Below are 26649 nucleotides of genomic sequence, written 5' to 3'. Positions count from 1 at the left end.
ACATAGTTGTTACATAATCGGATTTGTATGGAGCGAAAAGAAATACAATTATTAGTTATTTCGTTAGGTATTGTATTTTTTACTTTACTGGTTACGCTGCTTGTCATTTTTTTTTATTTCCTGAAAAAAAAGAACAACTATCTGGTGGAAAAAATGGAATCTGAAATGTATTTTCAGTCGGAATTGGTAAAGACGCGAATTGAAATTAAAGATCAGACCCTTTCTGAAATAAGTAAGGAACTGCATGACAATATTGGTCAGATCATTTCGGTGGGCATTATGCAGCTCAATATGTACATACAGAACGGTCAGCCTGTTAAAAGTAAGGAACTCACCGATCTCAAAGACGTTTTAGCCAAGTCACTGGATGAAATCAGAATTTTATCCCGAATTATAAATAAGGACAACTTACTGGAAACCAATTTTATAGAAGCCATAAAACAAGATTTGGAACGTATCAGAAAGTTAAAACATATTCAGTATCATTACAATTTTAAAGGAGAAATACCAAAGATTAAAGAAGGCCATGATTTGTTTATCTACCGAATTTTTCAGGAAGCCCTGCACAACAGTCTAAAACATTCACACAGTGATTTATATGAGGTGAATATTACAACGACTACAACGTATTTTCAACTGGAAATGAAGGATTTCGGAATTGGTTACGATACCAAAAAAATCAATTCCGGTATAGGATTAAACAACATGAAATTGAGAGCTAAACTAATTGGTGCCACACTAATTATCGAATCAAACCAATCCGGAACAAGTATAGTATTAGAATATCCATTAACCCCACCCGATGAAAACAATAGCGAAGAATAAAATTATTATTGTTGACGATCACTTGCTATTCTCCCAGTCCTTACAGCTCCTGATCAATAGTTTTAAAGAATTTGAAGTGATCAACCGCTTCGAAAATGGTAAAGTTTTTATAAATTACCTTCAGGAAAACACCGATTCAGAAGTCGATTTAATTTTACTGGATGTAAATATGCCTGTGCTGGATGGTGTTGAAACAATGAAATGGATCAAAGAAAACAGGCCTTCCCTAAAAGTTATCGCACTGTCTGTAAATGATGATGAAGAAATCATTATCAGGATGATTACCAATGGCGCCAAAGGCTACCTGCTTAAAGACACATCGCCCGAAATATTCAAAGAAGCCATGTGCTGTGTCATTGAAAAAGGCTTCTACTTCACTGAATTGGTTTCCGGGATGCTGGTAAAAAAAGCGAATGACGATTCTAAAAAGATCAGTTTAAAAGAAAAAGAAATCGTTTTCATACGACATGCCTGCAGCGAAAAAACCTATAAGGAAATTGCCTCTGAAATGTGCCTGAGCCCTAAAACAATTGATGGCTACAGGGAGTGTCTGTTCGATAAACTCGAAATCAAAACCCGTATCGGTTTGGTTTTATATGCCATTAAACATAAAATTGTCCTGGTGTAAGGCCCTATTTACCTGAATTCAATCAATTTGTCATTTGGTAAATCATATTCATATAATTTCCTGTTTTCGCTGTCCAGATACAGCCACTGGATGATACTGGTACGATTTTCGAATTCGTTGGAAATTCCTAAAACCGTGTAGGAACGTCCGTCTTTTTGGCGGTCTTCTATCGAATAGACGAACTGTGTGTCAGGATTCTGAAGGTGTACTTTTACAAGGTCTTTTTTAGAATTGGCTAAATAATATTCTACCTGAGTGTAGAGATAATCCTTGAAATCTTTCGTGTATTCTTCGCCTTCTGCCCAAGTATATTTAATTGGTTTGGTGTATTTTTTCTTAAATAAACTAACTTTTCCGTCTTTTACTTTTTCAGCTTTTATAAGCCACTCGGTAAAATCAAGCTTTTCTCCCTCACCTGCTATAAAAGTAGAATCCATTTTCCAGGTGATCTTTAGGATATCACCTCTGTTGAACTGATCAGAACCTTCAAAATTAGTCTGAAGTGCCACCACTTCATTTCCTTTCTTTATGGTAAATAAAGCATAATCGCCGTTCGCATCATAATCTACATATTCGACTTCATCCGCGTACTGCTCGCCTTTATTGAGTCTTTCATCGGGCCTTATGGCGCTAAAAACATTTACTTCTTCAGGAATCACATCAATATTTTCAGAAGTAACACCGGTAGTATCATTTGATTTTTTTGGAACTGAAACTTTTTTATCCGTACAGGAAAATAATAACAGAAGTAATGCTAAAAGAAAATATCTCATCGTGGCGTTTAGGTTAATCGGTTTTAAAAAAGTAAAGTTAATAAGTTATGGCAGCAAAAATCGGATGACCTTCAATTTTATTTCTTCCGTTTAAAAAAGAAAGCTCCATCAGAAAATTAAACTGTACAATTTCACCACCAAGTTTCTCTACTAATTCTGCCAGCGCTTTTGCAGTCCCTCCGGTAGCAAGAACATCATCATGTATTAAAACCTTATCTCCCTTCTGAATCGCATCTGCATGTATTTCCAGTGCATCAGTACCGTATTCCAAATTGTAAGAAGCCGAAATAGTGGTAAACGGAAGTTTATTAGGTTTACGCGCCGGGACAAAACCTGCATTTAATTCCTGAGCCAGTAACATTCCGAAGAAAAAACCCCGGCTTTCTGCTCCTATTACCTTATCAATATGCTGTCCGTTTAAAGAGGCCACTAAAACAGACAGGCATTCTTTCCTCGCCGTCGGGTCATTTAAGAGTGGCGTGATATCTTTAAACAAAATTCCTTCTTTAGGAAAGTCCTGAATATCACGTATATAATTTTTAATCTGCATTTTTTTTTACTTTTATGTTATTTTTCCCTTGTTTATCTCACATTTATCTCTATCTTTGCACCCGCAAACAGCGTTCATCAAAGCTACGAAAATTAGCTTAATGAAAAAAACTGGCCTCGTGGCGCAACTGAATAGCGCACTTGATTACGGCTCAAGAGGTTACTGGTTTGAATCCAGTCGAGGTCACTACACAGCCAAATGGCGCCAATTGAAGACAATTGGCGCTATTTTTTTTATAACGTTGCTTATTTTTTATTAGTCTAAAGAGCCGGGCTCCTCAGCAGCCCTAGCCCCGATAGCAGTGAAATCCTTTTGTGCCAAGGCTGGGCACAAAAGATTGGAACGAATAGCGGGAAGAGCTGCTAAAAATAGCTTCAATGAAAGGTGTAAACTTATAAACCCAGCGCTGAATAGTAGCATGATCCACAAGCACTCCTCTAATTTTCATTATTTCTTCAACGTCACGGTAACTAAGTGTAAATTTTAATTAAAATATACTGCCTGAAGAATTATGTATTTTGGATAACAATGACCTTTAGTATTCATTTTTTGATGAGTTTAAAATTATAAAGATAAAGTTATTCCCAAATGCGACAGAACCGTTTTTTTTGGTTTGATACGATATCGTTAAATAAGAAAATCGTTTATTGCAGGTAGTGCTGATTTTAGATCCAAAAACATTGTCTCTGAAAACACTCAAAATATAATTCTCAATTAGCTCCAAACCATTTTATAATTTGGAACTGAAGGCGTTTCAATGTAAAATAATTCACCGTCTATCTCAAACTCCACTTCCAGGTTTTCAAGATTTGAGATTCGAACCGCATCATCTGATGTTAAAGCATTGCCGTCTATGACGGTATCACCTTTTAAAACATAAAACGTATAACTACTGTTTTTATTTAATTGTAAAATATACTTACTTTTCTTATCGAAAAAAAGGCGTTTGATTGATAAACCCGGCGTAAGCACATTGGCAATACTCCCTTCTCCGACATAAATGATAGTTTTAATTCCATTTTCAATTATCGATTTAAAATCTTTGCTATGATAATCTGTATAGGATGGCGCTTTTTTTACTGCTTCATAAAAATTAGGATCAAACCAAATTTGGAAGTTTCGTGTTCCTTTAGTAATTCTCTCTGAATGCTGAATTCCACTATTTGATTGAATAACTTGAAAATCTCCTGCGTCTAATGGTGTCCAGACTGCTGTTGCTGTGTCGTAATGTGATACACTTCCTTCTAAAACAAAAGTCATTATTTCAAACCCTTCGTGCGGATGCAATCCAAACTCACATTGGTCAATTGCCCGTGCGTGACTCCAATAAAACAGACTGGAATAAGGTTTAACATTATCTTGTGCTCCACTGGCTACTGGCTTGTTTGCAATAAAATTACCATTGAATATTGTTCTATTAAACTGATCTTCTTTTTTTAATACTTGTATCATTTTTATCTCCTTTTTTAATGTTGTTGAATTATTATTAATTAATGTTGTTGCTTTGGCTAATGGGGATAATAAATATAACCCAGCTAAACTAAATGCATTTTTTAAAAATGCTCTTCTCTTATTTATGAATGGTGTAAATCCTGACATAAGTTTGTTTTTCTATTTATAATTATTTATTGCTTTTTCTACATTCAACACTGTTAGGAGCTTTTATTTCTAATATAATAATAGCTAAGACACCATCACTAAATGCCTCTAATCTGTTTTTACTCATTATTTAATTAAAATTAACTCTTACAAATACCCCATAATTATCTTTCAAAATTTTATTGGGACCATAAAAATCAAAATTTGAGGCTAGCCCAAATTGATAACTTTCTATTCCTAAACCTAATTTTAATTGAATGTAACTTCTTTCGTGAAAATCACCTTTTGTATTATGATTATATAATGCTTGAAATCTAGAATATAGATAAGTGGTTTTAGATATGGCTGGTTTGTATTCTAAAACCGTTAACCCTTCTAAATTGTAGGAATCAGATATATGTATGTTTGGAGTAATAACAAATAGTACTTGTTTGTTAGCAAAAACATATTGTAGAGCGGCAACAGAGACAAAGCCGCTTTTAGCATTAACGGATGTGCCAATTGCTAACCCAAATCCTTTCAGTATTTCATAACTGACTTGAATATTGGAAATAAAATCAAGATTTGAAAGATTATTTTTATAATCACTTGCAAAACTCGTAAGGGCAAGAATATTGAAATGTTTTGAATTAGGAAAATGCTTAATAACAAGAAATTGAATCCCAAAACGATTATTACCAATATCTAATTCAACTGGCACTGGTTTAGATGGGTGAATTTTAGAAATAGAATCCTGAGCAAATGTGATTGCAGGGATTAATCCTATAAAGAATAATAGAAATATTTTTTTAGATTTTTGTTTCATTGTCAGTTCTTATTAAAATATAAATAATAGTAGAACCTGCTACTAAATGCATAATGGACAATGTTATTCTCCTTCCTGCGGTTAAATTCGCTGTTCCAATTGGACTTAGCATTGAAATTGCTAAAAATAAAATTCCAATGATTTAAAAACTTTTATTGGATTCTTTAATAATTCAGATAATCCAAATAGAAATACGCTTGCTATTATTACTGATAAAAAATTGCTTACTGTAACTGGTACTTTGAATTTTCATTTGCTAATATTTATTTCATCAATTCACTTCATCCTACCCATTTTTCCATATTTTTTGTTTTAATTAATCGATAAGTTATAAAGTTGGCTTATATCAAAACCAATGGGATCAAAAAAACTGAAGTTTAATTGACTGGAAAATGGCAAAAATGGAATACAAAATTGGTATTGGACTTAAGCCGAATTATATAATTACTATAGCGGTTTAAAAAAATGGTTGCTTTTTTAGGAGCAACCATTTTTTATTGGCTTGGTATTTAATGTATTATTAGGATACAGGACCACATATTATTTTTCTGATTTTGCAACCTCCTGGGCTTTATAGTATTGTTCGATAACAGCCTGGAAATTAGGCACCATTTCTGCCAGCAGTTTGGCAAAATCACCGGACTCTTTCCTTCTCCAGTCTTTCATCAATTCAGGAAGCACAGCGCCGCAGGTTACCGGGATAGCTCCCGCTTGTGTCATGCGGAGCATAGCCAGGTCATGTGCTTCAGGCGTAATATCCCCGCTGGCATCTGCAACTGCATAAACAGTATAGCCTTCTCCAAGGGCAGACAAGGCAGGATAGACTACACATACGCTGGTCCACATACCCGAGATAATGAGGGTCTTCTTACCTGTAGCTTTAACTGCATTGACAAATTCTTTACTATCCCAGGCATTAATTTCCCCCTGTCGGATAACATACTTTGCATCTGGTGCATTGTCTTTTACCTCAGGCAGTGTAGGGCCATTCGGTCCAGACGGAACCGATGCAGTATAAATGGCAGGTATATGCAACAATTGGGATGCTTTTGCTAGAGCGGTAAGATTTCTTCTTAAATCACCAACTGGCATACTGTGAACAGTTTGAACCAAACCACTCTGATGGTCGACAAATAAAAAAACAGCATCATCGGGATTGATCAAGGCAGTTTTTTTCTGCTGAGCGCTCGCTACTGTAAAATTCAAGCATAAAACGAACATAATCGATAGTGCTTTTACTACTGATGAATTCATTAATTTTTTCATAAATTTGTTATTTAAAATTATAGTTATTTAATAGGTCAAAATTAGAACTTAGGTCGCTTAAGTGTAATAATGTACATTATTGAATTGACTTAACCTAGATTAAGAAATGACTAAACTTATCCAAATAACTGGTTCAAAATTTGACACTTCCTCACTCGAAAACCATATCAAAACCTATGTGAGCTTGAGCGAAAATGAAATTTTGGCGCTAAATTCCCTGGTTCAGTACAGGAAAATAAAAAAGAATCAATACCTCCTTCATGAGGGTGGAGTAGCCGCCATGAGTTCCTATGTACTGAGCGGATGCCTTAGGACATACATAACAGACAATAGAGGGACAGAACATATTCTTGGATTTTCAACGCCTGGCTGGTGGACGGGAAATTTGCAGAACTTCTACACTGATAAACCAAGTCAGCTGAACATCCAGGCCATACTTGATACAGAAATCTTATTCTTTACAAAGGAAACTAAAGAAAAATTGTTTTTATCAGGTACAGCCTTCGAAAGATACTTCAGAATTTTGACTGAACGTTCATTAATTGCTTTTCAGGAACGCACGCTGGAAATTCTCAGTCTTACTGCAGAAGAGCGATATTGGAAATTCTATAGCCAATATCCTGACCTGATGCTTAAATTGCCACAAAAGTACGTCGCAGGTTATATAGGTGTCACACCTGAATTCTTAAGCAAGATGAAAAGCAACGGCTTACGAAGGCCGTAATCTTGAAATCCTGGATTAAAGAAAGTATACTCTTATTTCTGACGAATCGCCGAAAATAAGAGTTCTTCTCGCTAATGTTATGTGGTTTCTGAGAGGATATTTTTATCCTAAATATCAGTATATGCAATAAGTTGACTTTGTTTTTTCTAAATTATGCCATCGTAGTGTTTAATCCTATACGATACATCCATGTCGCTATTTCAGACTTCTCTTTAAATTTGGAAAAGCATTTCCATAATTGATTGTTTACTTTCTTTTGGAGTTGCCTACAATTTTGTCATAAAAAGCTAGGGAGATTTTAATAAAAAGAGGTTAACTATTTGTTTTTTTGTGACGCTACATTTTCCTTCGATCCCCAACAGGACATCCAAACCAAATTCATAAAGTAAATGAAAGACAGACACTAAATATAGTAAGCCAATCTCTTTAAATCCTCCATAAAACGGTGTGTAATCTGTCCCGTTGGGGTCACCATAGCCAAAAGGCGCCAATTGAAGAAAATTGGCGCCTTTTTTATATCTGTACAGCTATTAATGTAGTCATAAGCAGCAGAGTATAATAAGTAATTCCCATAACTGAGCAAGGGTCTTCTATTTAACAATCAATACAATACTGGTTTTAGCATACCGGTTGATTGCAATTTTTACATCATCAAAATTAGGTGCTGCGAGTTTTGGTTTATAATTTTTAGAAAATCCAAATCCTTCTGTCGGATAACCAATCATATTTCTATCACATTTTCCGTTATTATTCAAGTCTTGATAAACAGCAATAGCATAATCGCCATCCGGCAGGTTTTTGAACGTGTAGACCACTTTATTTTCTGAAGCTTTTACTTTTCCGGTGGCAATCTGTGACGCATTATCAAGAAAGCCTTTCTCTTTATCGTATAATCCAAAAAAAACAGATCCTTTTCCGGGTGCTACGCCCGATACTTCAACGCTGAAATTATGTTGTGCAAACAGTGCCGAATTAACTGTTACAAGTAGTATCAGGCTTATCATTTTAATTTTCATAAGTAATTTTTTTAGGATTTATAATAGAACCTTTTCCAGCTTCTCTTTCTCTAATTGGTTAAAAAAGTGATTCATTTTTTTTACATTCCCTTTTTTAAACGCCTGGTAGGGTTCTGATTGTGAGAGCAGCCATTTTTTTATAATACTTTTAAAAATGAAGGTGATTTTTTTTTGGAGAGGATAAATTTTCTGGCGGACCATCCCGAAATAATCGTTCAGATTTTGCTGTCGAAAACCTAGAATATTATCTAAATCTTCACCATCTTTTAAAATCCCGCAGTGAAAATTTTTCTCTGCAAACGCCTTTTGTGGAAAATCAGCTTTGCCTAAGCCAAATTCAGCAAACATTTTGTCCAGAAAAGATCCATAAGTAATAACACACTCCTCTCCCCCTCCCAAGTTGAATATTTGCTTCTCAAGTTTTTTTTGGTTTTCAATTGCTTTAGCAAAAGCTCTGCCCGTATCTTTTGGCGTGCAGATTTCCATTGGTGTATCCAGCGGCATGTGAAACATCAATTTGGATATCTTATGGTTCCCCATAATGGCAGCCAGACGAAAAATACTCCATGATAATTTGGATTTCGCTATCAACGACTCACACAACACCTTTGTTTCTCCATACTGATCACCGGGACTGGGCTGCAAAATATCAGCGACACTTATCTGGGGATTCTTCATCCGATCACCATAAACTGAAATACTCGAACTAAAAATCAAATAACAATCCGGCGAATTCTTCTCTAAAGCGTAAATAAGATTTTCGGTCCCTCTCACATTGACTCTGTAAGCCATATCCGGATCTATATCCGCAAGAGGTGGAATGACCGCTGCCAAATGGATAGCTACATCCTTATTTTGGGCAACTTTTAGCACTTCTTCTCTATTGCTGATGTCTCCATATATAATCTCTACACGAGATCGAAAGGGAGCCAGTTTTTTTACTGAATTTTGGGTTTTTAAATCAAAAACCGTTATTTCATAATCCGTATGCTCAACCAGATACTGTAAGGTTTCAAATCATACAGTTCCGGATGCACCGGTCAGAAGTATTTTTTTTCGTGATATCTTATTTTCCATTTTTTTTAATTTAACATTTGTGCTTTTCAATCCGCCTAAATTTTGATAAAAAAGCTATATTTGTTATACAATATGTTCAATATTTAACTTTGTGTTCTTTTTGATTACTACGTAAAACTAGTATAGAAGAATGAATTTGCTGTTTCAAAAAAGGATGCTACTGTACATTAGCGAACAAAGACTAATGCTTTTGTAGCGTATATAAAATAATTTGTGATGGATTTAAGAAAAGACAGAAGGGTTCAGTATACTAAAAAAATATTGCGTGAGGCATTATTTAGTTTGCTGCAAGAGAAGGAATTAAGCGAAATCACCATCACCGAACTGTGTAAAACAGCCGATGTCAACCGCAATACATTTTATCGGCATTATAATATTCCGTTGGATATACTGCTTGAAATAGAAGATGATGTTTTTGAAAAACTCTCAGCGGTTTTGCGTAAAAGCACCAATATGGATGATGTGATACTGCTTAGCTGCCAGTTACTGGAAAGCGATAAGCAGATGAGTAAAATTGTGTTTACCAAAGCGGATGGAAGCGGAATTCTGTCGCGAATCCTGAGAAGTGTCCGGAATAATTTTCCAGTTGAAAATCAAATAGAACTTACTGCCGAAGTAAAGCCTTTTGCTGAAATGGCATACCAATTTGGCGAAAAAGGAAGTATTGCTGTCATCAAAAATTGGATCGAAAATGATTTCTCTATTCCTGCTGAAAGTATTGCACAAATAATAAGTTATCTGGTAAATAAACTCAATAAATTATAGCAATTTTTATAAGCCTCCAATTTCTAATTGAATCTCTCAAAGCAAAGTAAAAAATATCAGAGTACATTTTGTAGCAAAATCAAAAATAAAACGATATCAATTTTCTCTCAATCCCCAACAGGACATCAAAACCAAATTTACAAAGCCAATGGAAGACAGGTAGCTATAGCATCTTCTAAACTAGAAAACGCATCTGGGTGGCGGGAAATTCCCGTGGTATGCTGCATTCCCCCGAAATACGAAAATTCCTGTTTTGACACGGGTTTTTTGTTATATTTGATGCAACTCAAATGGAAGTTTTTTCATAGACAGACGTTAGCTGTCATTGTTAAACGGCACTATAAAATTGAAAACATAATTTAGCAAAAGGATCAAAATGGAATTTGAAAATCATTTAACTATATTTAAAAAAGCAGCAACCAAAATTAACCAAAGAGTGCTAAATGAAAAGGGCCTTGAAATAGCTGTTGGAGAAGTTTTGAATTCGGTTTTTTTGAAACTTTATAAAAAATCATGGACAAATTCAGAAGAGAACCCCTTAACTGCTGAGACAAGAATTTTCTTTTCAATTTGGGTTGACCAATCAACTTTGCAACAGAAAAAAATATTTTATAATATCCATGCATTGAAACTTCGAAAATTAAATGGTTATTCTATTGAAAGTAGAAAATTTGCCAATTCTTTTAGGGAAGAGTTTAAAAAAAGTATACACAACTGGAAAAATATAAGCATCGATTTTGGACCACTTACATTAATGCAGGGATGGATAGAATTTGACAATGAAAAAGCTCAAGAAGAGATTTTGCAGCTTGCAAACAATTTTTTAGAAATTGAAAATATAATTGATAAAACTCTAACTGAATTAAAAAAAAACAACTAAAACACAAAAGGAAACCTTTTTACCGCACTGCCCGCTGCAATAAGGAAGCCAGTATTAAAATTATTTCCAAATGCGACAGAACCTGGTATAGAACCTTTAATTCCGATACTGATCTAAAAATACATTTAAAGCCTTTGAAGGTTCTTCATCATTTCTGTAAATTAACACTGTGGTCATCGTGGCAAGTTCTTTCGTTAGAGGAAAAGTTTTTATATTTCTGTTGCTGTAATACTGATTTACCACTTCTGCAGGAAGTATACTAATACCAAGACCTGCCTCCACAAAATTAATAATGCCTTCTATCGAATTGAGTACGGTACTTTTATAACGGAGGATTCCTTTTGAACCGAGCCAGGTTTCAAGTCGCGCCCTGAAAAAACAACCTTGCTCAAAAACTACTATTTTTAAAGGTTCTTGTTTCAATACTACCGAAAGCTTATCCACATCACCACCTGCGATTATTACAAGTTGTTCATCACGAACAATAAGCTGCTGTAAACCCGGAATATTTAGGGGTGCTACAACAAAAGCAGCATCAAGTTTATAACTGACTACATCACTTATCAATGCTGATAACATTGAAGAATAAAATTCAAGCGCTACATTGGGATAAAGTTCTGCAAAACCTTTAATGATTTCCGGCACTTTAAGAGCCATAGTGGTCTCAATACACCCTATGCGTATGGTCCCTCCTATTTTGTCTGCACTCTGTATATCACTTTTTGCCTCCTCCAGTAATCGTCCTATTTTTTTAGCATATTGCAAAAGTGTTTCGCCTGCTTCAGTTAGAACCACTTTTCTGGATACTCTTTTAAACAGTTCAGCTCCAAATTCATCTTCGAGATTTTTTATCCGCGCCGTTACGTTTGATTGTACCGTAAAAGTTGCTTCTGCAGCTTTCGTAAAACTTCCCAGTGTTGCTGCGGCTTCAAATATTTTCAGGTCATTACTATTCATAGTATCACTTTTAATGATTGATTAGATCATTATAAATCGTTTTCACGTATCAAATATAGCGTGTATTTTTGTCTTAAACAATTGAAAACATGAAAAACACAATTAAATCCTTAACTCTAATTCTAGCTCTCATTATGCTACCACAAACAGGTGTAAAAGCACAAGTTAAAAACTCTTTAACGACAAAAGACAACACTGAAATTCAGGCCACTCATTACAATAACACGGAAGTCAGCGGACTAAAGATATTCTATCGTGAAGCAGGACCTAAAGATGCTCCAACTGTATTATTACTGCATGGCTACCCTACATCATCTCATATGTTTAGAAATCTTATTCCTATTTTAAGCAAAAAATATCATGTAATAGCTCCGGACCTGCCTGGTTTTGGCTATTCAGATGCGCCGGACCATCTTAGTTTTCAATATACGTTTGACAATCTTGCCAATACTATGCAGGGATTTATCGATACCCTTGGTTTAAAACGTTTTGCCATTTATGTATTCGATTATGGCGCGCCAACCGGATACAGACTTGTTCTTGCAAATCCCGAAAAGATAACTGGCATCATATCACAAAATGGCAATGCCTACGAAGAAGGATTAAGCACTGGCTGGAATCCTATTCAGAACTACTGGAAAGATCCTTCGCTGGCTAACAGAGACGCGCTTAAGGGTTTTGTTTCTAAAGAATCAACCTGGTTTCAGTATCACGAAGGTGCTTCGGATGCTGCCCTGATCGCACCTGAAGCATACACATTGGATCAGCATTTTCTGGATCGCCCCGGCAACATCGAGATACAGCTTGACCTGCTAAAAGATTACAGAACCAATGTTGCCTTATATCCTAAATTTCAAGCTTATTTTAGGGATAAAAAACCTATGATGTTAGCTGTTTGGGGCAGTCAGGATCCTTATTTTCTTCCCGCAGGAGCAGAAGCCTACAAACGTGACAATCCAAATACTACGGTAAAGTTTTATAAAACGGGCCATTTTGCCCTGGAAACTCATTATAAAGAAATTGGTACTGATATATTGTTATTTCTTGCCAAACTTCCTAAATAATTAGGCTGTACTATATTAAAATAGCGGTTATAAAAGACCGCTATTTTTTTAGCTTACTAAAAATTATAACTTACTTTAAATCTCTTGCAATATTACGTTCCGCAAGCCAATCATAAATTTCGGTTTGTGCACGTCTTGGTTCATCAATATTTAGAAGGTCTAATTCATTATTTCCTTCACTGTTTATGATTCTTCTTTTTGTATTGTCTTCCAATTGTAACTGGATAATTGTATTAATTTCGGCAATGTGTCTTTCATCATACAGTGGAAAAGCCACTTCTATTCTTCTGTTTAAATTTCGGCTTAACATATCTGCAGATGACAAATAGATTTTTTCCTCACCATTATTTGCAAATTTGTAAATTCTGGAATGTTCCAGGAACATATCTACGATCCTGTAGATTTTTATATTTTCACTTAAACCTTTAATTCCCGGCAATAAAGTGCAGATTCCACGTACTATCAATGTCACTTCAACACCTGCCCTGCCTGCTTCAATAAGCTTGTCGATAATATCTTTTTCATCAACTCCGTTTACTTTTAAAAATACAGCAGCTGTTCTGCCGGCTTTTTTATTTTCTATTTCAGTATCTATTAATTCCAGTAATTTTTCTTTCATATTAAAGCCTGCCGCCAGAATATCTTTTGGTGCTCCTGCTTTTTTCTTTGTTTTCAAAAAAGTAAAGATTTTTTTCAGATCATCTGTGTATTTTTTTTCTGAGGTGAAAAACCCAAAATCTGAATAAACATTTGCCGTACTTTCATTAAAATTTCCGGTTGACAAATAATTATAGCATTTTTTATTTCCGTATTTGTCTTTCATTGTTACCGTAGCAACTTTAGCATGAACCTTTAAATTCGGCATGCTTTGAATAATTTTTATTCCGGCGTTTTTCATTTCGCGGGACCAGAATAAATTATTGTATTCGTCAAAACGTGCTTTGACTTCTACAAAAACAGTTACTTTTTTACCATTTTTAGCGGCACTTATCAAAGCATTTGCAATTAACGACTGAGATGAAATCCGGTATAAGGTAATTTTTATCTCCAGAACGTTTCTGTTAATTGCCGCCTGATTAAAAAACTGCAGTACATAATAATAGGATTGATACGGAAAGTGCAATAATTGATTTTGTTTGTCAATAATTTCAAAAACTGACTTCTTGCTTTCAAAAGGCAAATGTTTGAGACCCGGATAATTTGCTCCCTGAAGATTTGGTTTAACAGGATTTGGAAACTTGAATAAATCATAAAAATTATGATGGCTTCCTCCTTTTATCATTTCATCTTTTTTAAGTCGAAAAGATTTTTTACATACCGAAATTGTTTCAGAGTCCATATTAGAATCATACAAAAACCTTGTGGATGAACCTCGTTTGCGTTCTTCAATTTTTGCTTCAATTTTTGCGATCAGATCTCCTGAGTTTTCATCTTCTATCAGATAATTTTCATCCCGGTTTAATTTTATGGCATTGCAGGCAACCACTTTTCCGGAAGGAAATATAAGGGACAGACAATTCTTTATTATGGTATCAATCGAAATAATGTAGTGTGTATCTCCCTGACTTTGCAATTGTTTATACCGGTCCAGTTTATCCGAAGGAATATTCAGATAAGCATAGTTGTAGTTACCCGAAGTATCTTTTAATTTTACCAAAAAGTATAAACTGCGATTATTTAAGAAATACGTTTTAGGCTGGTTTATTGAAATATGAATGACCTGTATATAAGAGAGAATGATACTTTTAAAATAATATTCGATCTCCTGCAGATGCTCTTCTAAAAGTTCCTGATTTTCATAATATATAATCTTATTAGCCGCTAATTCAGGTACTATTGAACTATTCCAAATTGCTCCAAACCTATTTTGCTGGAGATTTACTTCAGTCAGAATTTTATCCAGTAACTCTTTATTCTTTTTCGAATTTTTAATCACCAGTTTTCTGATTTTAACCCTAAAAAATTCATCCAGGTTAGAAGAATGAATGGCTAAAAATTTAATTCGTTCATAGGGTGAATTATTAGCGTCTTCTGCTTCATCTAAAATGCAGTTATTGAAAGAAAGCCATGATAATTCTGAAGGGATAAGATAGTTTTGCACGTTTAATAAGATACTACTACAAGAGAAATTGGTTAATACTTTTTATGAACAGATTTGTAAATTTCAGTATTATTTATTTTAAAATATAAATACAGACAAGCAGTTAACTATAATTTAATTTAATGGTAACAATTATAATCATCTCAATAGCATAAAAGCTATTCTCTAAAGATTACGAATATTATATTAAAAGCATTAACGCTGATTGCATTATATTTACCTTTAAAGAGAATGTAATATTTATGGAAGATTATTTAATTGGTATTGGAAAAGGTTAAAAGAAATCAGTACGAAAACCTGTTGCCCCCTTTTTAGGACATTTCCGAAAACCCATTATTATTGGTATTACAGCATAGACCTAGATATACTGCTATTTTTAATTTTTATTATAATACTCTTTCATAATATACCAGGCTTCCTTTTTTTCTCCTTTTTCAGACAACAATCCTTTTCTATTGTAGCCTTTCTGATAAACCTGGTTCATCCTTCCTAATGATTTGTAATCAAATAACAGCCAGGGTGAGATGCCGCATAAATTTGGAATAGTTTTAAACATCTCTATTTGATCGACATAAATTTGTTTCTGGTATTCTTCTGTCCAGCCAGAAGCTTCATCCGTTGGTTGGGCATTGCTTCCATACAGGGCTTCTCCTCCAAACTCTGAAATAAATACAGGTTTATCGGGATAAGCGAAGTTCCATTTTACATCCGACGGTTTACCCTGCCACGGAACATACCAGCCAATATATTCATTGATGGCAACCAAATCGGAATATTTATAAAGTGTATCCCAAACATTAAAAGAGTTATTCGTGTAAGATTGCGTATTTATAACATGGGTTATCAACCGTGTTGAATCTATTGCCCTGCATTTTTGAGTTAATTTAACAAGAGCATCGTTCCGGTTTGGTGTCCCGGGATAAGTTTCGTTGGATAGACTCCAGACAACAATTCCACAGCGATTTTTATCTCTGCGAATCATTTCTTTCAACATCGTCTCCATCTTTTTTGGAACAAGGCTATCCGAAAATTGAATAAACTGATATACCGGAAGTTCACTCCATACCATAAGTCCCATTTTTTCAGCTTCCCTGACCATATTTTCATTATGCGGATAATGAGCCAGGCGAACAAGGTTGCAACCTAATTCTTTTGCGGAATTTAACAACAACAGGGCATCTTCTTTAGAATAGGCCCTTGCTCCTTTATTTGGATTTTCTTCGTGGATATTTACTCCTTTCAAAAAGATTTCTTTTTTATTAAGCAGTACTTTAGTCCCTTGTACCTCAATGCATCTGAAGCCTATTGTATCAACAACGGTATCTGTTTCACTTTCAATGATTACTTTATAAAGTTTAGGGTTTTCGGGAGACCAAAGTTTTAGATTTGAATCAAACTCAACACTCCCATACCCTTTGCTGTCGGATTCTGTTTTATACGATTTATTGAGTTCGGGAATTTTTATTTTGATCTTTTGCTTTGCATTTATTCCATTTAGCCGGATCCATCCCAATACTTTATTCAGGCTTCCTTTTTTTAACTGAACAGCATAATCTTCGATAAAGGTTTTACCGGTTTCAATCAAATTAACCTCACGGGTAATACCTCCAAAATTGAACCAGTCGTATCCGGCGCCGGGCAAGCCACTCTGCAAACGCTGATTATCTGCTTTAACAATCAGGGTATTATCTCCTTCTTTTACTTTGCCTGTAATCTCGAACTGAAAGGGGGTAAATCCTCCCTCGTGGCTTCCTATTTTTTCGCCGTTAAGATATACCTCCGCTAAATAATTTACCGATCCGAAGTGCAGAAATAGTCTTTTTTCATTATTAGATTTATAATGGAATACCTTCTTGTACCAAACAATACCTTCCAAATAAGTCAGTTCGGGTAATTGCGAATTAAAGTCGCCGGGGACTTTTAGCATTGGCCCGCCATCAAAGGAATACTCCACAAAGTCGGTTTTCTTTTGCGGCTTTTTTTCCAGCCAGACCTGTTTCCACTCTCCTATTCTGGCAGGATCGAGAATAACCTGCCACTCACCATTCAAACTAGATAAGTGTCGGGACTCAACATTGGCCATTGCAGTTTGCGCCTGTAAATAATTGCCCAGCAAAAGCATGATCAAAGGAAATAATCCCGTTTTTTTCAACCCTCTTTTATCCGCTTTTTTATTCATAATTTAATTGCTTTAATTACATTAACTGATTCATTAAACGTGATGCAAGTATTTAGAAATTAAAAAAATTATAACTATTCTCTATTCCCGCAATATTTTATTTGTAATACATTAAATATTATTTATTGATCGAACCAACAAAGCCTCCGCCTGGAAGACATTCAATTTTTAGAGTATCTCCTTTTTTAACCTTTATTATTTCTGAAGAAAAAGATTTGCCATCCTTTCCATCTTTGATCAGCTGACAGCTATAATTTCCTTTATCAATAAAATCAAACTTCACCAGTAAAGTCTGAGGTACATTTTTTCCGTTAATTCCGGCGATATACCACTTATCTCCTTTCTTTCGGGCAATAATAACTTTCTCCCCCGGATAACCATCGATTAATCTTGTATCGTCCCATGCCACCGGAACATGTTTTAAAAAGTCTTTTGGTTCTGGTGGTAAAGATTCATAGGCTGAAGGTTTGTCAGCAAAGTGCTGAAACCCTGATTCAAATACAACAGACAAAGCCAGCTCATGCGCATAAGATGTTATATGTGGATGTTGTGAATCTGAAAATGTAACCGGAGTATAATCCATTGAACCAATTACATTTCGTGTAAACGGAAGTGTAGTATTATGGGCTGCGGCTTTATCGGTTAATACCTCATTATTGTTGTACCATTCGGCACCATATACCGCCTCTGTTGTCATGAGGTTGGGATACGTACGTGACCAGCCACGTGGTACTGTTGCGCCATGAAAGTTTACTAATAAATGATATTTTGCCGCATCTTTAAGGATATCAATATAATAGTTCATCATATCCTGCTGGTCACCGGCAAAAAAATCAACCTTAATTCCGTAGACACCTATTTTGTTGAGCCACGAAAATTCTTTGGCACGTTTTTCTGCTGTCAGTAAACGATCATTTGGTGTCGGGTCAAGCCATATTGTCCCGGAATTGTACCACATCAATGGTTTTATTCCTTTGCTTTTTGCATAGTTCACGGCATCGGTTATATTTCCACCATTGCTCATTACATCCCATTCCCAATCGATTAATACATAGGGCCAATTCATTTCTACGGCCAAATCAACATATTCGACTACCTTTTTATAATCCTTTGAACCATGATTATTTGCCCAGTAAATCCACGAAACGGCTCCGGGTTTAATCCATTCTGTGTCTTTTAACTGGCTGGGGTCGCTTACATCTGAAATCAAAGTGGACCCGACAATATCAGACAATTTTCCAATGATAAGGGTATGCCACTGGGAATTCCATGGTAATGTAGTCTTAACACCTGTCTGCTGAAAATTATCACGGGCAGAAGGGTACGTAACCTGGTATTGGTTCGTATTTTTCAGGTTTGATAATTTTGCAGCACAATTATTGGCTGTTATATTCGCTTCAGAAATTAGCCCCCAAACTGGCTGGTCATTCACTTTGTACAAAGCCGGAAAACCCCATTCCTGGTATTTATCAATGTCTAAGCCCGTTTTGCCCAATGGATAAAAATCTTCATAAGCAAGATTGAAAGGCTGCATCCAGCAAGAGGTTTTATAGGGTAATACATAAGTTGTGGCTTCGTTTATAATAGCAACCTGCGAATCTAAATGATTTGGAAAAACATAACGAAAGGCAACACCATCATTATAGACCCTGAAAACAATATTCATTGGCTGTTGATTGGAATTTTGAAAACTGAAAGTCTTTTCTGTACCTGAATTTTCACAAAGCTGACGTTTGCCACAAACCATTTTGTACTTATCGTGTATTGAAACCGGTTTTGATGCTGAAACAAAATTCAGGTTGTCTGTAAACTGTTCATCGGCACGATTAATGCCTAATTTAGAATCAGGTAATACTTCTACAAACTTATTTTCGATTTTATATAACGCCTTAAAAGAAAGAGTATTTACAACAGCATTTTTATCGGATAAATTCAAAATAACTTTTATTTTTCCGTTGGGTGAAATTATTTCCTGTGCATTTATAATCAATGAACTTAAAATAAAAAATAGAAAAGTGATGCTGCGTTTCATGATCTTTAGGTATTACTTATTTTGAGTTGATTTAATAAAAATACTATTTTCTTCCAACTGATTTGAGGTTACGGTTAATTTAATTTCACCTGCTTGATGATTACTTTTTATTACGACTAAAGCCCTTCCATGCCACACCTTACGTGTATTGCTCACGTATTGTTCGAAGTCTTTTATATCAGCGTTATCTACTCCTGCAATGGTACCGGGTCCTTCAATTTTAAAATTCAGCCTATTGGCCGCATTGGGCTGGAATATTCCATCCTTATCTGTTATTTCAACCGTGATATAGGATAAATCCTGTCCGTTGGATAGTATTTCTTTTCGATCGGCTGTAAGTTTTATTTTTGAGGCATCGCCGGCAGTTTGAAGAATTACTGATTCCATTTCCTTATCATTTTCTACACCAACAGCTTTAAGCAAACCTGCAGAATATGCAATTGGAAAAGTAGCTTTAAACTGCTCCTCTTTACTTGTTTTTTGTTCACCAACAAGTTTATCATTAAGATATAATCTCACTTTCGGATATTTTGAATAGACCTCAACCTGAATTGTTTTCCCTTCAAAACCCGGCCAGGTCCAGCTTTCCCATGTTGGCCATACCGACCACCAGGTTTCTTTGATTTCCAGAGGTTCCGGGGCTGGTTCACGAACCGCCATGCAGAGTTTTTCATTGTTATTATACAACATGCTTCTGTAATGAGAAATGGGTTTTCTCCAGCCCATTAAATCGATATCACCACAATAAGCACCATGATAAGGGAACAAATCATTTTCCCAATGCTGACCCGGTACATCACCTGAATAGTACCAGCGTCCGATTCCTGATTCTCCTAAATAATCCATAGCTGTCCAAACGAAATCCCCTATTACATAATTGTTTTCCTGTACCAGTTTCCAGTTATTAAAAGCATCTTTGGGATAGGATTCTGTCTGAACTATGATACGTGAGGGCACTCTTTTATGATCGTCCGGAGCAGTATGCAGGTTGTAATTATAGCCTGCGACATCGTGTACGTTTATCAGGGCATCCAGGTTTTCCCATTTGTCAAAATTCACGACTGCAGAAGTTACCGGTCTTGTCGTATCTATTTTTTTTACTTCCTGCAAAAGCATTTTAGCTGTTTCAACAGCCTCTGGTTTTCCTCGTTCTGCAATTTCGTTACCTATGCTCCACATTACGATAGACGGGTGGTTTCGGTCCCTCAAAATCAGGGTCTGCAAATCTTTTTTCCACCATTGTTCAAAATATTTTGCGTAATCGTTGGTGTTTTTTCCTATTTTCCAGCAGTCAAAAGATTCGTCCATTACCAGTAATCCTAATCTGTCGCAGGCATCTAGGAAAGCTTCAGAAGGTGGATTGTGAGAAGTCCTCACGGCATTGAATCCACCGGTTTTAAGCAATTCTACTTTACGTTCCTCGGCACGGTCAAAAGCAGCAGCGCCTAAGCAGCCGTTATCATGATGCACGCAACCGCCGTTTATTTTTACCGTTTTTCCATTCAGCTGAAACCCATTTTCCACAGTAAATTTTAAAGAACGGATACCAAAATTGGTTTTTGAATCGTCCAGTACTTTTTTATCTTTTGATATTTGAACCTGAGCCTTATATAAATGCGGTGTTTCCGGTGTCCAAAGCATCGGTTTTGACACTTGTATAGTTTGCGTTATTTCCTTCTCGGCATTGGCAGGAACCTCAACCTGCGTCTGATTATGTCCGACATTTTTAGAATTCTTATTGAAAAGATCGGTTTTAACAACAATTCTCTTTGATGATGCTGTTTCATTTTTAACCTTGACTTTTACCAGTATAGTCGCCTTTTTTGAAGATACTTCGGGAGTCGAAACAGCAATGCCCCAATTGGCTACATGTACAGGATCGGTAACCATCATCCAGACATGGCGATAAATCCCTGATCCACTGTACCAACGGCTGTTCATTTGTTGTGAATTATCGACACGTACGGCAATTACATTTTCTTTTCCAAAATTCAGATAAGGTGTAAGGTCATAACCGAATGAGGAATAACCATAAGGATAAACGCCAAGTGATTTTCCGTTGATAAAAACTTCGGAATTCATATAAACACCTTCAAAATAAATAGTTGTTTTTTTTGCCTTCCAGTTGTCCGGTGCCAGAAAGCTTTTGCGATACCAGCCAACTCCTGACGGAAAATATCCGCCACCTCCACCAGTAGTATTCTTAGGATGAATTTTTCCTTCGATGCTCCAATCGTGAGGCAAATCGAGTTTACGCCAGCCTGAATCATTAAAATCATTTGCTTTAGCTTGGGTCTCATCGCCTAAAAAGAATTTCCAGTCATTGTCAAATAACTGTTTTCTTTCCATATCAACTTGTGCATAGCCTGAAAGAAAGCTTATACACAGTATAATTAGGAATACTAGTTGTCTGGTGAGATATTGTCTTTTGTATGAATTTAAACGACTCATTTTTTTGTGTTTATATTTTATTGAATTATTGGATGTCGATCATCTTATCGCAAAGGAGTTATTCTATACAGCCCTGCCCCATGCTGTGGCAATTCATAAACGATCACAGATTCTCCATGAGCGCCAATTACCTCTCGTGTTTCATTATTTATGATAATTGGGTTATTGTCGCAGGTACGATTGACATTCGCTTCTCGCCAGCCCGAGGTTCCGCCCAGCCATTTGAGGCTGGTCAGTTTTAAATCGCCTTTGGGGCCGTGAAGGACAGGATCGCCCCAAACGATATGATCCCAATATTTAAACTATCATTCTAAATCAGAAACAATTACTTCATAGCTATTTTAAAAACAATCGCAATATTATTCGGAATAGATTTTGGTTTTATAATTACCAATGAATCTGCTTCTTGTTTCCATGAAATTTTTTCTTTACTGCCAAGAAGTTCAATTTTTTTGATTTTTACTGTTCCTTCTTTTTTTGCCAGTGACTTCAATAAAATATTTTCTGTTGGTGTACCCATCACCGTAGCATACAATACATTTCCTTTCTGATTGTATCGAATATCTTTTGCTGAGTATTGTATTTTTCCTTCATTAAATCCCTGGCTATTAATAGGGTTCGCCAGATCAACGGCTGGTCCTTCACCATACAGTTTCCACGGACGGGTGTCGAAGATGCTTTCTTTGTTTATGTCCATCCAGGCTGCAATACCTTCAAGAACAGCAACTTCTTTATCATCAATTGTACCATCTCCACGTACCGGGATATTGAGTAATAAATTTCCATTTTTACTGACAATATCTACTAAAGAACGAATGACATTCTCAGCAGATTTATAACGATTTTCATCATATACCTTTCTATTATAATGCCAATCACCTATACAAGTGCAGGTTTGCCATGCTTTGGCTTGTGGTTTATCAGGAGCTCCACGTTCCACATCCCATACCATACATTCCTTTTGTTGTTCAGTGAGTATTTTACCAAACAGAACCGCTTCAAGCTTACCTTTGTGGCTTGCCATATTATGGTTGTAGTAGTGAGCTGCTATTTTTAAACCAGCATCACTAACCGGATACAATGGGAGTGCTGTATCATCAAAATAGAGCAGGTCAGGATTGTACAAATTAATAAGGTCCATAGTTCGGTTATAAAAATTTTCACAGTACGCTTGCGAAGGCCATGCGCTTTTATCCTGCCATTCCCAATTCCATCCCTTCCCCTTGCTTACTTCATGATTTTGTGCATACAATTCCTGAGGATCCAATCCTTCCCACCAAGTACCTTTTCCTGCTGCTTTTGTAAGTTTTCCATCGTATGGAATACCGATAAATTCTCCGGATTTATCGGCGCCCTGTGCCGTTTCGTACCACATCCATGCATGGGCGGCATGTACACTTAATCCAAAAGGAAGCCCTTCTTTTTTAGCGGCTTTTGACCAACCATTTATAATATCCTTTTTAGGACCCACACGAACTGAATTCCATTCCTGGTACTTGCTGTCCCATAAATCCAGATTGTCGTGATGATTGGCCATGGCAAAGAAATATTGAGCACCCGCACGTTTGTATAATTTTACCAATTTTTCAGGATCCCAATTCTGGGCTTTCCAGTCTTGAATTACATCTTTAAAGCCCACTTTGGAAGGGTGACCATAATGAGCAACATGCCACTTGTAGTAATCAGAACCTTCTTCATACATACCACGTGCATACCAGTCCCCCTGTTCAGGCTGGCACTGTGGCCCCCAATGTGCCCAGATACCAAATTTTGCATTGCGAAACCATTCAGGAACTTTGTATTGGCCAAGAGATTCCCAGGTTGGCTTAAACTTTCCAGCAGCAACCTGTTCTTTAGCTTCTCCCACAGGCAATGGAGAATTTTCCTGAGCCTTCAGGAAACAGGAGAATAGCATAAAAACGGCTATGGACAGACTAACTTTCATTGAAATTTTTAAATTCATAATACTATTATTTTGCTTTTTACCAATCTTTTAATAACTCTGTCTATATTGTTTTATCAGATTATATTTGATTTTTTTAAAACTACTTTTTCCTCTACAAAGTACAAAGGCTTATTTGTAAACTCGAAAACGTGAATCAAAAAATTGTTATTAACCTGAATTCAATAGTCGGTTCTCTCACAGGAGGAGAAGGTCTGTTACACACTTGCAAACGGCGTAGTAGACATCAAAATCAGGTTATTATATTATTTTTACAAAAAAAGTAACTGTATGTTTTATTTTTTTAACTGCCTGTCATCCTCTAATGCAGCGTTTCCAAACGTAATATCGTTAATGAATTTCCAGGAAAAGAACGTGTAAGAGTGGTTCCTGAAAATTTCACATTTTCTGTTTTTGGCGAAACTTTAGCAGGTTGTTCCATTGTATTTTCATCCAGCGGACTGGCCGATGTAAGCACAATAGCTTTTCCTTTTCCGGCCAGCTTTTCGGCTCCTGACAAATTAATTTCTGTTTTTACAGTACCGGGTGCTGCATTAACAACTTTAAGGATAATATCTCCCGAAAGTTCATCATTAGCCGCACTTACACAAATGCTGCTGGTTTTTAGATTTGGCGTTGCTATTTCCTGAATAAGTTTACCATCAAGATACCCTTTAATTGTGCCTCCTTTAACTTCAACTTTAATATCATACCATCGGTCTGTTTCTATACTTCCGGGAATAATTTGCTTGCTGAATCCATTGTCCAGCGTAAAGCCAGTATTTTTATTACAGCCGATTTCCCATCGCATCTGATCTTCTTTATTCTGATTCCTGAAATAAATCTGGATACCATTCTCTCCGGAAATTTTACGTCCTTTGAAGGTAACTGTATAATCGGTCCATGATTTGTCACCGAAAAAAGCTGAAGCATTAACAGTGGTTGCGGACTGACGAAGTACGCCGTCTTTTACGGCCCACTCTCCTGCTGTTTTTTGCCAGTCATCAATGTTTTTTGTAAAATCCGATTGAAACAAAACACGGCCATCCGATGCAAGTACTTTTACGTCTTTAAACTCTGCCGAATTGTTTGAAGTACCAAATCCAAGCCCTCCTTTTTCATAAAATGCCAGGAGTGGTGCTCCTGTTACTTTTACAGGCAGAGAGACGGTACCCTGGTTTTGGGCAAACAACTGCTGAACATAATAGCCTGGCAGACCATACCAGTGCTGACTATCAAAATTAATCAGGTTAATAGGCCATGCCCTATGGTTCACATTACAAAACAGAGGCGCATAAGCACTCATGGTAACCACGTCTGAGTTTCGTTCCAGACCCGTCATCCAGGCAGCCTCGCCAATAGCACCACGCAGGTTGCCCTTGCCTGTTTTACTTGTTACCGCATATTCGCCAACGAATATTTTCGGGCTTTTTCTGTCGTAATTGTCATACTTGTCAGCGTTCAGAATAAACCACTCAGGATTATCATAATAATGCTCATCAATCAAATCTGGCATGGGGTCTTTGGGATATACTCCCCAACTGTTGGCAATAAGTGTAATATCAGGATATTTTGTGCGGATGGCGTTAGCAATAAGCTTCCATCGCTCTGCATACTGGTCGCCTCCGTTTTCGTTTCCTATCTCAATATATTTCATATTGAACGGTTTAGGATGGCCGTTTTTAGCACGGATGCTTCCCCAAACAGAAGTCTCAGACCCATTTGCATATTCTATTGCATCCAACGCATCCTGTACCCATTGTCCCATTTGATCCATGGGTACAAAATCTCTATGCGACATTCCGACATTGATACAAAACAAAGGCTCAGCACCAAGATCTTCTGCCAGCTGCAGATATTCGTGATAACCTAAACCCTGAGTAGCATTATAGCCCCAGAAATTCCATGACGAGGTACGCGTATCGATGTTTCCAATTGTTTTTTTCCAATTGTGCATTTGCCTGAAACTATCTCCTTCTACCCAACAGCCGCCCGGAAACCTGAAAACCTTAGTCTGCATAGCATTAAAGGCTTCCGCCAGATCTGTCCGGAGTCCATGGTTTTTCCACGTTTGACCGGGCATGAGCGAAATCATATCCATATATAAGCGGCCATTACCTTTCGCACTTATCTCAATATGGGCTTTAGGGTCGCTTTCTGTCGCCGTTAAACTAACGGTATAGTATTTCCATCCCTCATCAAAGCCTTTCACTTCAGCATTAGCCAGCACGATACCGGCAGCACTTACAATACTAACCTTGAGCGGTGCATTGAAGCCTTCAACACTACGCGCTGCTAATTTGAAGGTATATGAATTCCCTTTAACAATATTCATTCCCCAGAATCCATAATTTTCCAGCTTAAATTCTCCTTTGGCCTCAATGGAAAGATATTTTCGATTGAATACGTTTAACCCTCCAGCTTGCGGATACAAAGCATCTATATTAATGACCGAGGCCTTGCTGGCATCATCCTGATTTATAAATTTCCAGTTTTCAAGCGTATCAGAATCCTCAAACGAACGATTCCTTATAAGCTCGGGATAAAGACCGCCATCGGTTGAATGGTTAATATCTTCGAAAAAGCTTCCGAATAATGTTGATGGAATACAATGTCCGGGTGTGTTGACTTCAACCGTAATTTTAGCTTTACCCGCTTTGGTCGTCTGCGCATTCAGAACAGTACTCAGTCCGCAAAGCAATAAGCCCGTAACAAGATGTTTATTTATGTCTTTTTTCATTAGTTTATTATTTTTTTCATTTACAGCTAACTGTCACCAAGGCAGCAGTTAGTAACGCTTCCCTAGTATCGGAAGTTAATGCCTCATGTTCGTTTAGCTTTATCTAGGCTTTTTATAGCTGATCCATTTTATAATTCCGGAACGTTACGGAGCATCATTGTTTTACAGTAACGTTTATTTGATTTTTGCATTTTTTAAAATTATTATTCTACTGATTAGATACTAGTTACTTAAATTATAAAACCTTTTATTTATCAATAAATAAAGCTGTACAA

At 36.4% G+C, this 26649-nt stretch carries 21 protein-coding genes and 1 tRNA gene; 7 read left to right on the top strand and 15 right to left on the bottom strand.

Going from position 1 to position 26649, the window contains the following annotated elements:
• Positions 1-27 precede the first annotated feature (27 nt).
• Both LPB89_RS07685 and LPB89_RS07680 read left to right on the top strand, forming a co-directional pair.
• Positions 28-825, top strand: coding sequence for a sensor histidine kinase (locus LPB89_RS07685; RefSeq protein ID WP_230701183.1), 798 nt, complete (start codon positions 28-30; stop codon positions 823-825).
• On the top strand, positions 803-1453 hold the full coding sequence (locus LPB89_RS07680; RefSeq protein ID WP_154340911.1) for a response regulator transcription factor: 651 nt from the start codon (positions 803-805) through the stop codon (positions 1451-1453). The genes LPB89_RS07685 and LPB89_RS07680 overlap by 23 nt, the downstream gene beginning before the upstream one ends.
• Before the next feature lie 8 nt (positions 1454-1461).
• Here the strand turns inward: LPB89_RS07680 and LPB89_RS07675 are convergent, their stop codons facing one another.
• Both LPB89_RS07675 and LPB89_RS07670 read right to left on the bottom strand, forming a co-directional pair.
• Complete coding sequence (locus tag LPB89_RS07675; RefSeq protein ID WP_230701182.1) at positions 1462-2226, bottom strand: hypothetical protein; 765 nt, start codon at positions 2224-2226, stop codon at positions 1462-1464.
• A gap of 37 nt (positions 2227-2263) precedes the next feature.
• Positions 2264-2776: an adenine phosphoribosyltransferase gene (locus LPB89_RS07670; protein WP_230701181.1), complete on the bottom strand. Its 513-nt coding sequence runs from the start codon at positions 2774-2776 to the stop codon at positions 2264-2266.
• A 112-nt stretch (positions 2777-2888) separates the two neighbouring features.
• Here LPB89_RS07670 and LPB89_RS07665 point away from each other — a divergent pair.
• Positions 2889-2962 (top strand) — tRNA-Arg (locus LPB89_RS07665).
• Positions 2963-3490: 528 nt separating this feature from the next.
• Here LPB89_RS07665 and LPB89_RS07660 read toward each other — a convergent pair.
• The 4 genes from LPB89_RS07660 to LPB89_RS07650 form a co-directional block, all read right to left on the bottom strand.
• Positions 3491-4375, bottom strand: coding sequence for a pirin family protein (locus LPB89_RS07660; RefSeq protein WP_230701180.1), 885 nt, complete (start codon positions 4373-4375; stop codon positions 3491-3493).
• A gap of 130 nt (positions 4376-4505) precedes the next feature.
• Positions 4506-5180, bottom strand: a complete 675-nt coding sequence (locus LPB89_RS07655; RefSeq protein ID WP_230701179.1) for a hypothetical protein — start codon at positions 5178-5180, stop codon at positions 4506-4508.
• A complete protein-coding gene (locus tag LPB89_RS22025; RefSeq protein ID WP_370635496.1) occupies positions 5164-5313 on the bottom strand; it encodes a DUF6069 family protein in 150 nt (49 codons plus the stop codon). The genes LPB89_RS07655 and LPB89_RS22025 overlap by 17 nt, the downstream gene beginning before the upstream one ends.
• Positions 5314-5720: 407 nt before the next feature.
• Positions 5721-6401, bottom strand: coding sequence for a hydrolase (locus LPB89_RS07650; protein ID WP_230701178.1), 681 nt, complete (start codon positions 6399-6401; stop codon positions 5721-5723).
• 151 nt (positions 6402-6552) lie between these two features.
• On the opposite strand from LPB89_RS07650, the gene LPB89_RS07645 reads away from it, so the two are divergent.
• A complete protein-coding gene (locus LPB89_RS07645; RefSeq protein ID WP_230701177.1) occupies positions 6553-7170 on the top strand; it encodes a Crp/Fnr family transcriptional regulator in 618 nt (205 codons plus the stop codon).
• A 590-nt stretch (positions 7171-7760) separates the two neighbouring features.
• On the opposite strand, the gene LPB89_RS07640 is transcribed toward LPB89_RS07645, so the two are convergent.
• Positions 7761-8186, bottom strand: a complete 426-nt coding sequence (locus tag LPB89_RS07640) for a DUF2141 domain-containing protein (protein ID WP_230701176.1) — start codon at positions 8184-8186, stop codon at positions 7761-7763.
• 18 nt (positions 8187-8204) lie between these two features.
• Positions 8205-9185, bottom strand: a complete 981-nt coding sequence (locus LPB89_RS07635) for an NAD(P)-dependent oxidoreductase (protein WP_255667748.1) — start codon at positions 9183-9185, stop codon at positions 8205-8207.
• A gap of 294 nt (positions 9186-9479) precedes the next feature.
• Between LPB89_RS07635 and LPB89_RS07630 the strand changes: the two genes are divergently transcribed.
• A complete protein-coding gene (locus tag LPB89_RS07630) occupies positions 9480-10028 on the top strand; it encodes a TetR/AcrR family transcriptional regulator (protein WP_230701175.1) in 549 nt (182 codons plus the stop codon).
• A gap of 376 nt (positions 10029-10404) precedes the next feature.
• Positions 10405-10908 carry a hypothetical protein gene (locus LPB89_RS07625; protein WP_230701174.1) on the top strand — a complete coding sequence of 168 codons (504 nt, stop codon included), beginning with the start codon at positions 10405-10407 and terminating at the stop codon, positions 10906-10908.
• A 96-nt stretch (positions 10909-11004) separates the two neighbouring features.
• On the opposite strand, the gene LPB89_RS07620 is transcribed toward LPB89_RS07625, so the two are convergent.
• Positions 11005-11865 (bottom strand): LysR family transcriptional regulator, encoded by an 861-nt coding sequence (locus tag LPB89_RS07620; protein ID WP_230701173.1) that lies wholly within the window; start codon positions 11863-11865, stop codon positions 11005-11007.
• Between the two features lie 134 nt (positions 11866-11999).
• On the opposite strand from LPB89_RS07620, the gene LPB89_RS07615 reads away from it, so the two are divergent.
• The gene (locus tag LPB89_RS07615; RefSeq protein WP_230701172.1) at positions 12000-12929 is read left to right on the top strand and encodes an alpha/beta fold hydrolase; all 930 of its coding nucleotides are present in this window, start codon (positions 12000-12002) and stop codon (positions 12927-12929) included.
• Between the two features lie 70 nt (positions 12930-12999).
• On the opposite strand, the gene ppk1 is transcribed toward LPB89_RS07615, so the two are convergent.
• From ppk1 to LPB89_RS07585, 6 genes are all read right to left on the bottom strand, one after another.
• Positions 13000-15030: a polyphosphate kinase 1 gene (gene ppk1, locus LPB89_RS07610; RefSeq protein WP_230701171.1), complete on the bottom strand. Its 2031-nt coding sequence runs from the start codon at positions 15028-15030 to the stop codon at positions 13000-13002.
• Between the two features lie 376 nt (positions 15031-15406).
• The gene (locus LPB89_RS07605; RefSeq protein WP_230701170.1) at positions 15407-17209 is read right to left on the bottom strand and encodes a glycoside hydrolase family 2 protein; all 1803 of its coding nucleotides are present in this window, start codon (positions 17207-17209) and stop codon (positions 15407-15409) included.
• 118 nt (positions 17210-17327) lie between these two features.
• The gene (locus LPB89_RS07600; protein ID WP_230701169.1) at positions 17328-19241 is read right to left on the bottom strand and encodes a glycoside hydrolase family 97 protein; all 1914 of its coding nucleotides are present in this window, start codon (positions 19239-19241) and stop codon (positions 17328-17330) included.
• 12 nt (positions 19242-19253) lie between these two features.
• Positions 19254-21590, bottom strand: coding sequence for a glycoside hydrolase family 2 TIM barrel-domain containing protein (locus LPB89_RS07595; RefSeq protein WP_230701168.1), 2337 nt, complete (start codon positions 21588-21590; stop codon positions 19254-19256).
• Positions 21591-22017: 427 nt separating this feature from the next.
• Positions 22018-23655: an alpha-L-fucosidase gene (locus tag LPB89_RS07590; RefSeq protein WP_230701167.1), complete on the bottom strand. Its 1638-nt coding sequence runs from the start codon at positions 23653-23655 to the stop codon at positions 22018-22020.
• Between the two features lie 301 nt (positions 23656-23956).
• Positions 23957-26374, bottom strand: coding sequence for an alpha-L-arabinofuranosidase C-terminal domain-containing protein (locus tag LPB89_RS07585; protein WP_230701166.1), 2418 nt, complete (start codon positions 26372-26374; stop codon positions 23957-23959).
• Between the last annotated feature and the right edge of the window lie 275 nt (positions 26375-26649).

It is taken from the genome of Flavobacterium sp. ENC (genome assembly GCF_020991415.1).
In the GTDB taxonomy this organism is placed as follows: Bacteria; Bacteroidota; Bacteroidia; order Flavobacteriales; family Flavobacteriaceae; genus Flavobacterium.
The sequence above is the reverse complement of the archived record's forward strand: the minus strand, read 5'-3'. Positions and strand labels throughout refer to the sequence as shown.

Excerpts from the sequence above, each read along its gene's own strand:
- LPB89_RS07685 (WP_230701183.1), top strand. The coding sequence starts at position 28 with ATGGAGCGAAAAGAAATACAATTATTAGTTATTTCGTTAGGTATTGTA.
- LPB89_RS07680 (WP_154340911.1), top strand. The coding sequence starts at position 803 with ATGAAAACAATAGCGAAGAATAAAATTATTATTGTTGACGATCACTTG.
- LPB89_RS07675 (WP_230701182.1), bottom strand. The coding sequence starts at position 2,226 with ATGAGATATTTTCTTTTAGCATTACTTCTGTTATTATTTTCCTGTACG.
- LPB89_RS07670 (WP_230701181.1), bottom strand. The coding sequence starts at position 2,776 with ATGCAGATTAAAAATTATATACGTGATATTCAGGACTTTCCTAAAGAA.
- LPB89_RS07660 (WP_230701180.1), bottom strand. The coding sequence starts at position 4,375 with ATGTCAGGATTTACACCATTCATAAATAAGAGAAGAGCATTTTTAAAA.
- LPB89_RS07655 (WP_230701179.1), bottom strand. The coding sequence starts at position 5,180 with ATGAAACAAAAATCTAAAAAAATATTTCTATTATTCTTTATAGGATTA.
- LPB89_RS07650 (WP_230701178.1), bottom strand. The coding sequence starts at position 6,401 with ATGTTCGTTTTATGCTTGAATTTTACAGTAGCGAGCGCTCAGCAGAAA.
- LPB89_RS07645 (WP_230701177.1), top strand. The coding sequence starts at position 6,553 with ATGACTAAACTTATCCAAATAACTGGTTCAAAATTTGACACTTCCTCA.
- LPB89_RS07640 (WP_230701176.1), bottom strand. The coding sequence starts at position 8,186 with ATGAAAATTAAAATGATAAGCCTGATACTACTTGTAACAGTTAATTCG.
- LPB89_RS07630 (WP_230701175.1), top strand. The coding sequence starts at position 9,480 with ATGGATTTAAGAAAAGACAGAAGGGTTCAGTATACTAAAAAAATATTG.
- LPB89_RS07625 (WP_230701174.1), top strand. The coding sequence starts at position 10,405 with ATGGAATTTGAAAATCATTTAACTATATTTAAAAAAGCAGCAACCAAA.
- LPB89_RS07620 (WP_230701173.1), bottom strand. The coding sequence starts at position 11,865 with ATGAATAGTAATGACCTGAAAATATTTGAAGCCGCAGCAACACTGGGA.
- LPB89_RS07615 (WP_230701172.1), top strand. The coding sequence starts at position 12,000 with ATGCTACCACAAACAGGTGTAAAAGCACAAGTTAAAAACTCTTTAACG.
- LPB89_RS07605 (WP_230701170.1), bottom strand. The coding sequence starts at position 17,209 with ATGAATAAAAAAGCGGATAAAAGAGGGTTGAAAAAAACGGGATTATTT.
- LPB89_RS07600 (WP_230701169.1), bottom strand. The coding sequence starts at position 19,241 with ATGAAACGCAGCATCACTTTTCTATTTTTTATTTTAAGTTCATTGATT.
- LPB89_RS07595 (WP_230701168.1), bottom strand. The coding sequence starts at position 21,590 with ATGGAAAGAAAACAGTTATTTGACAATGACTGGAAATTCTTTTTAGGC.
- LPB89_RS07590 (WP_230701167.1), bottom strand. The coding sequence starts at position 23,655 with ATGAATTTAAAAATTTCAATGAAAGTTAGTCTGTCCATAGCCGTTTTT.
- LPB89_RS07585 (WP_230701166.1), bottom strand. The coding sequence starts at position 26,374 with ATGAAAAAAGACATAAATAAACATCTTGTTACGGGCTTATTGCTTTGC.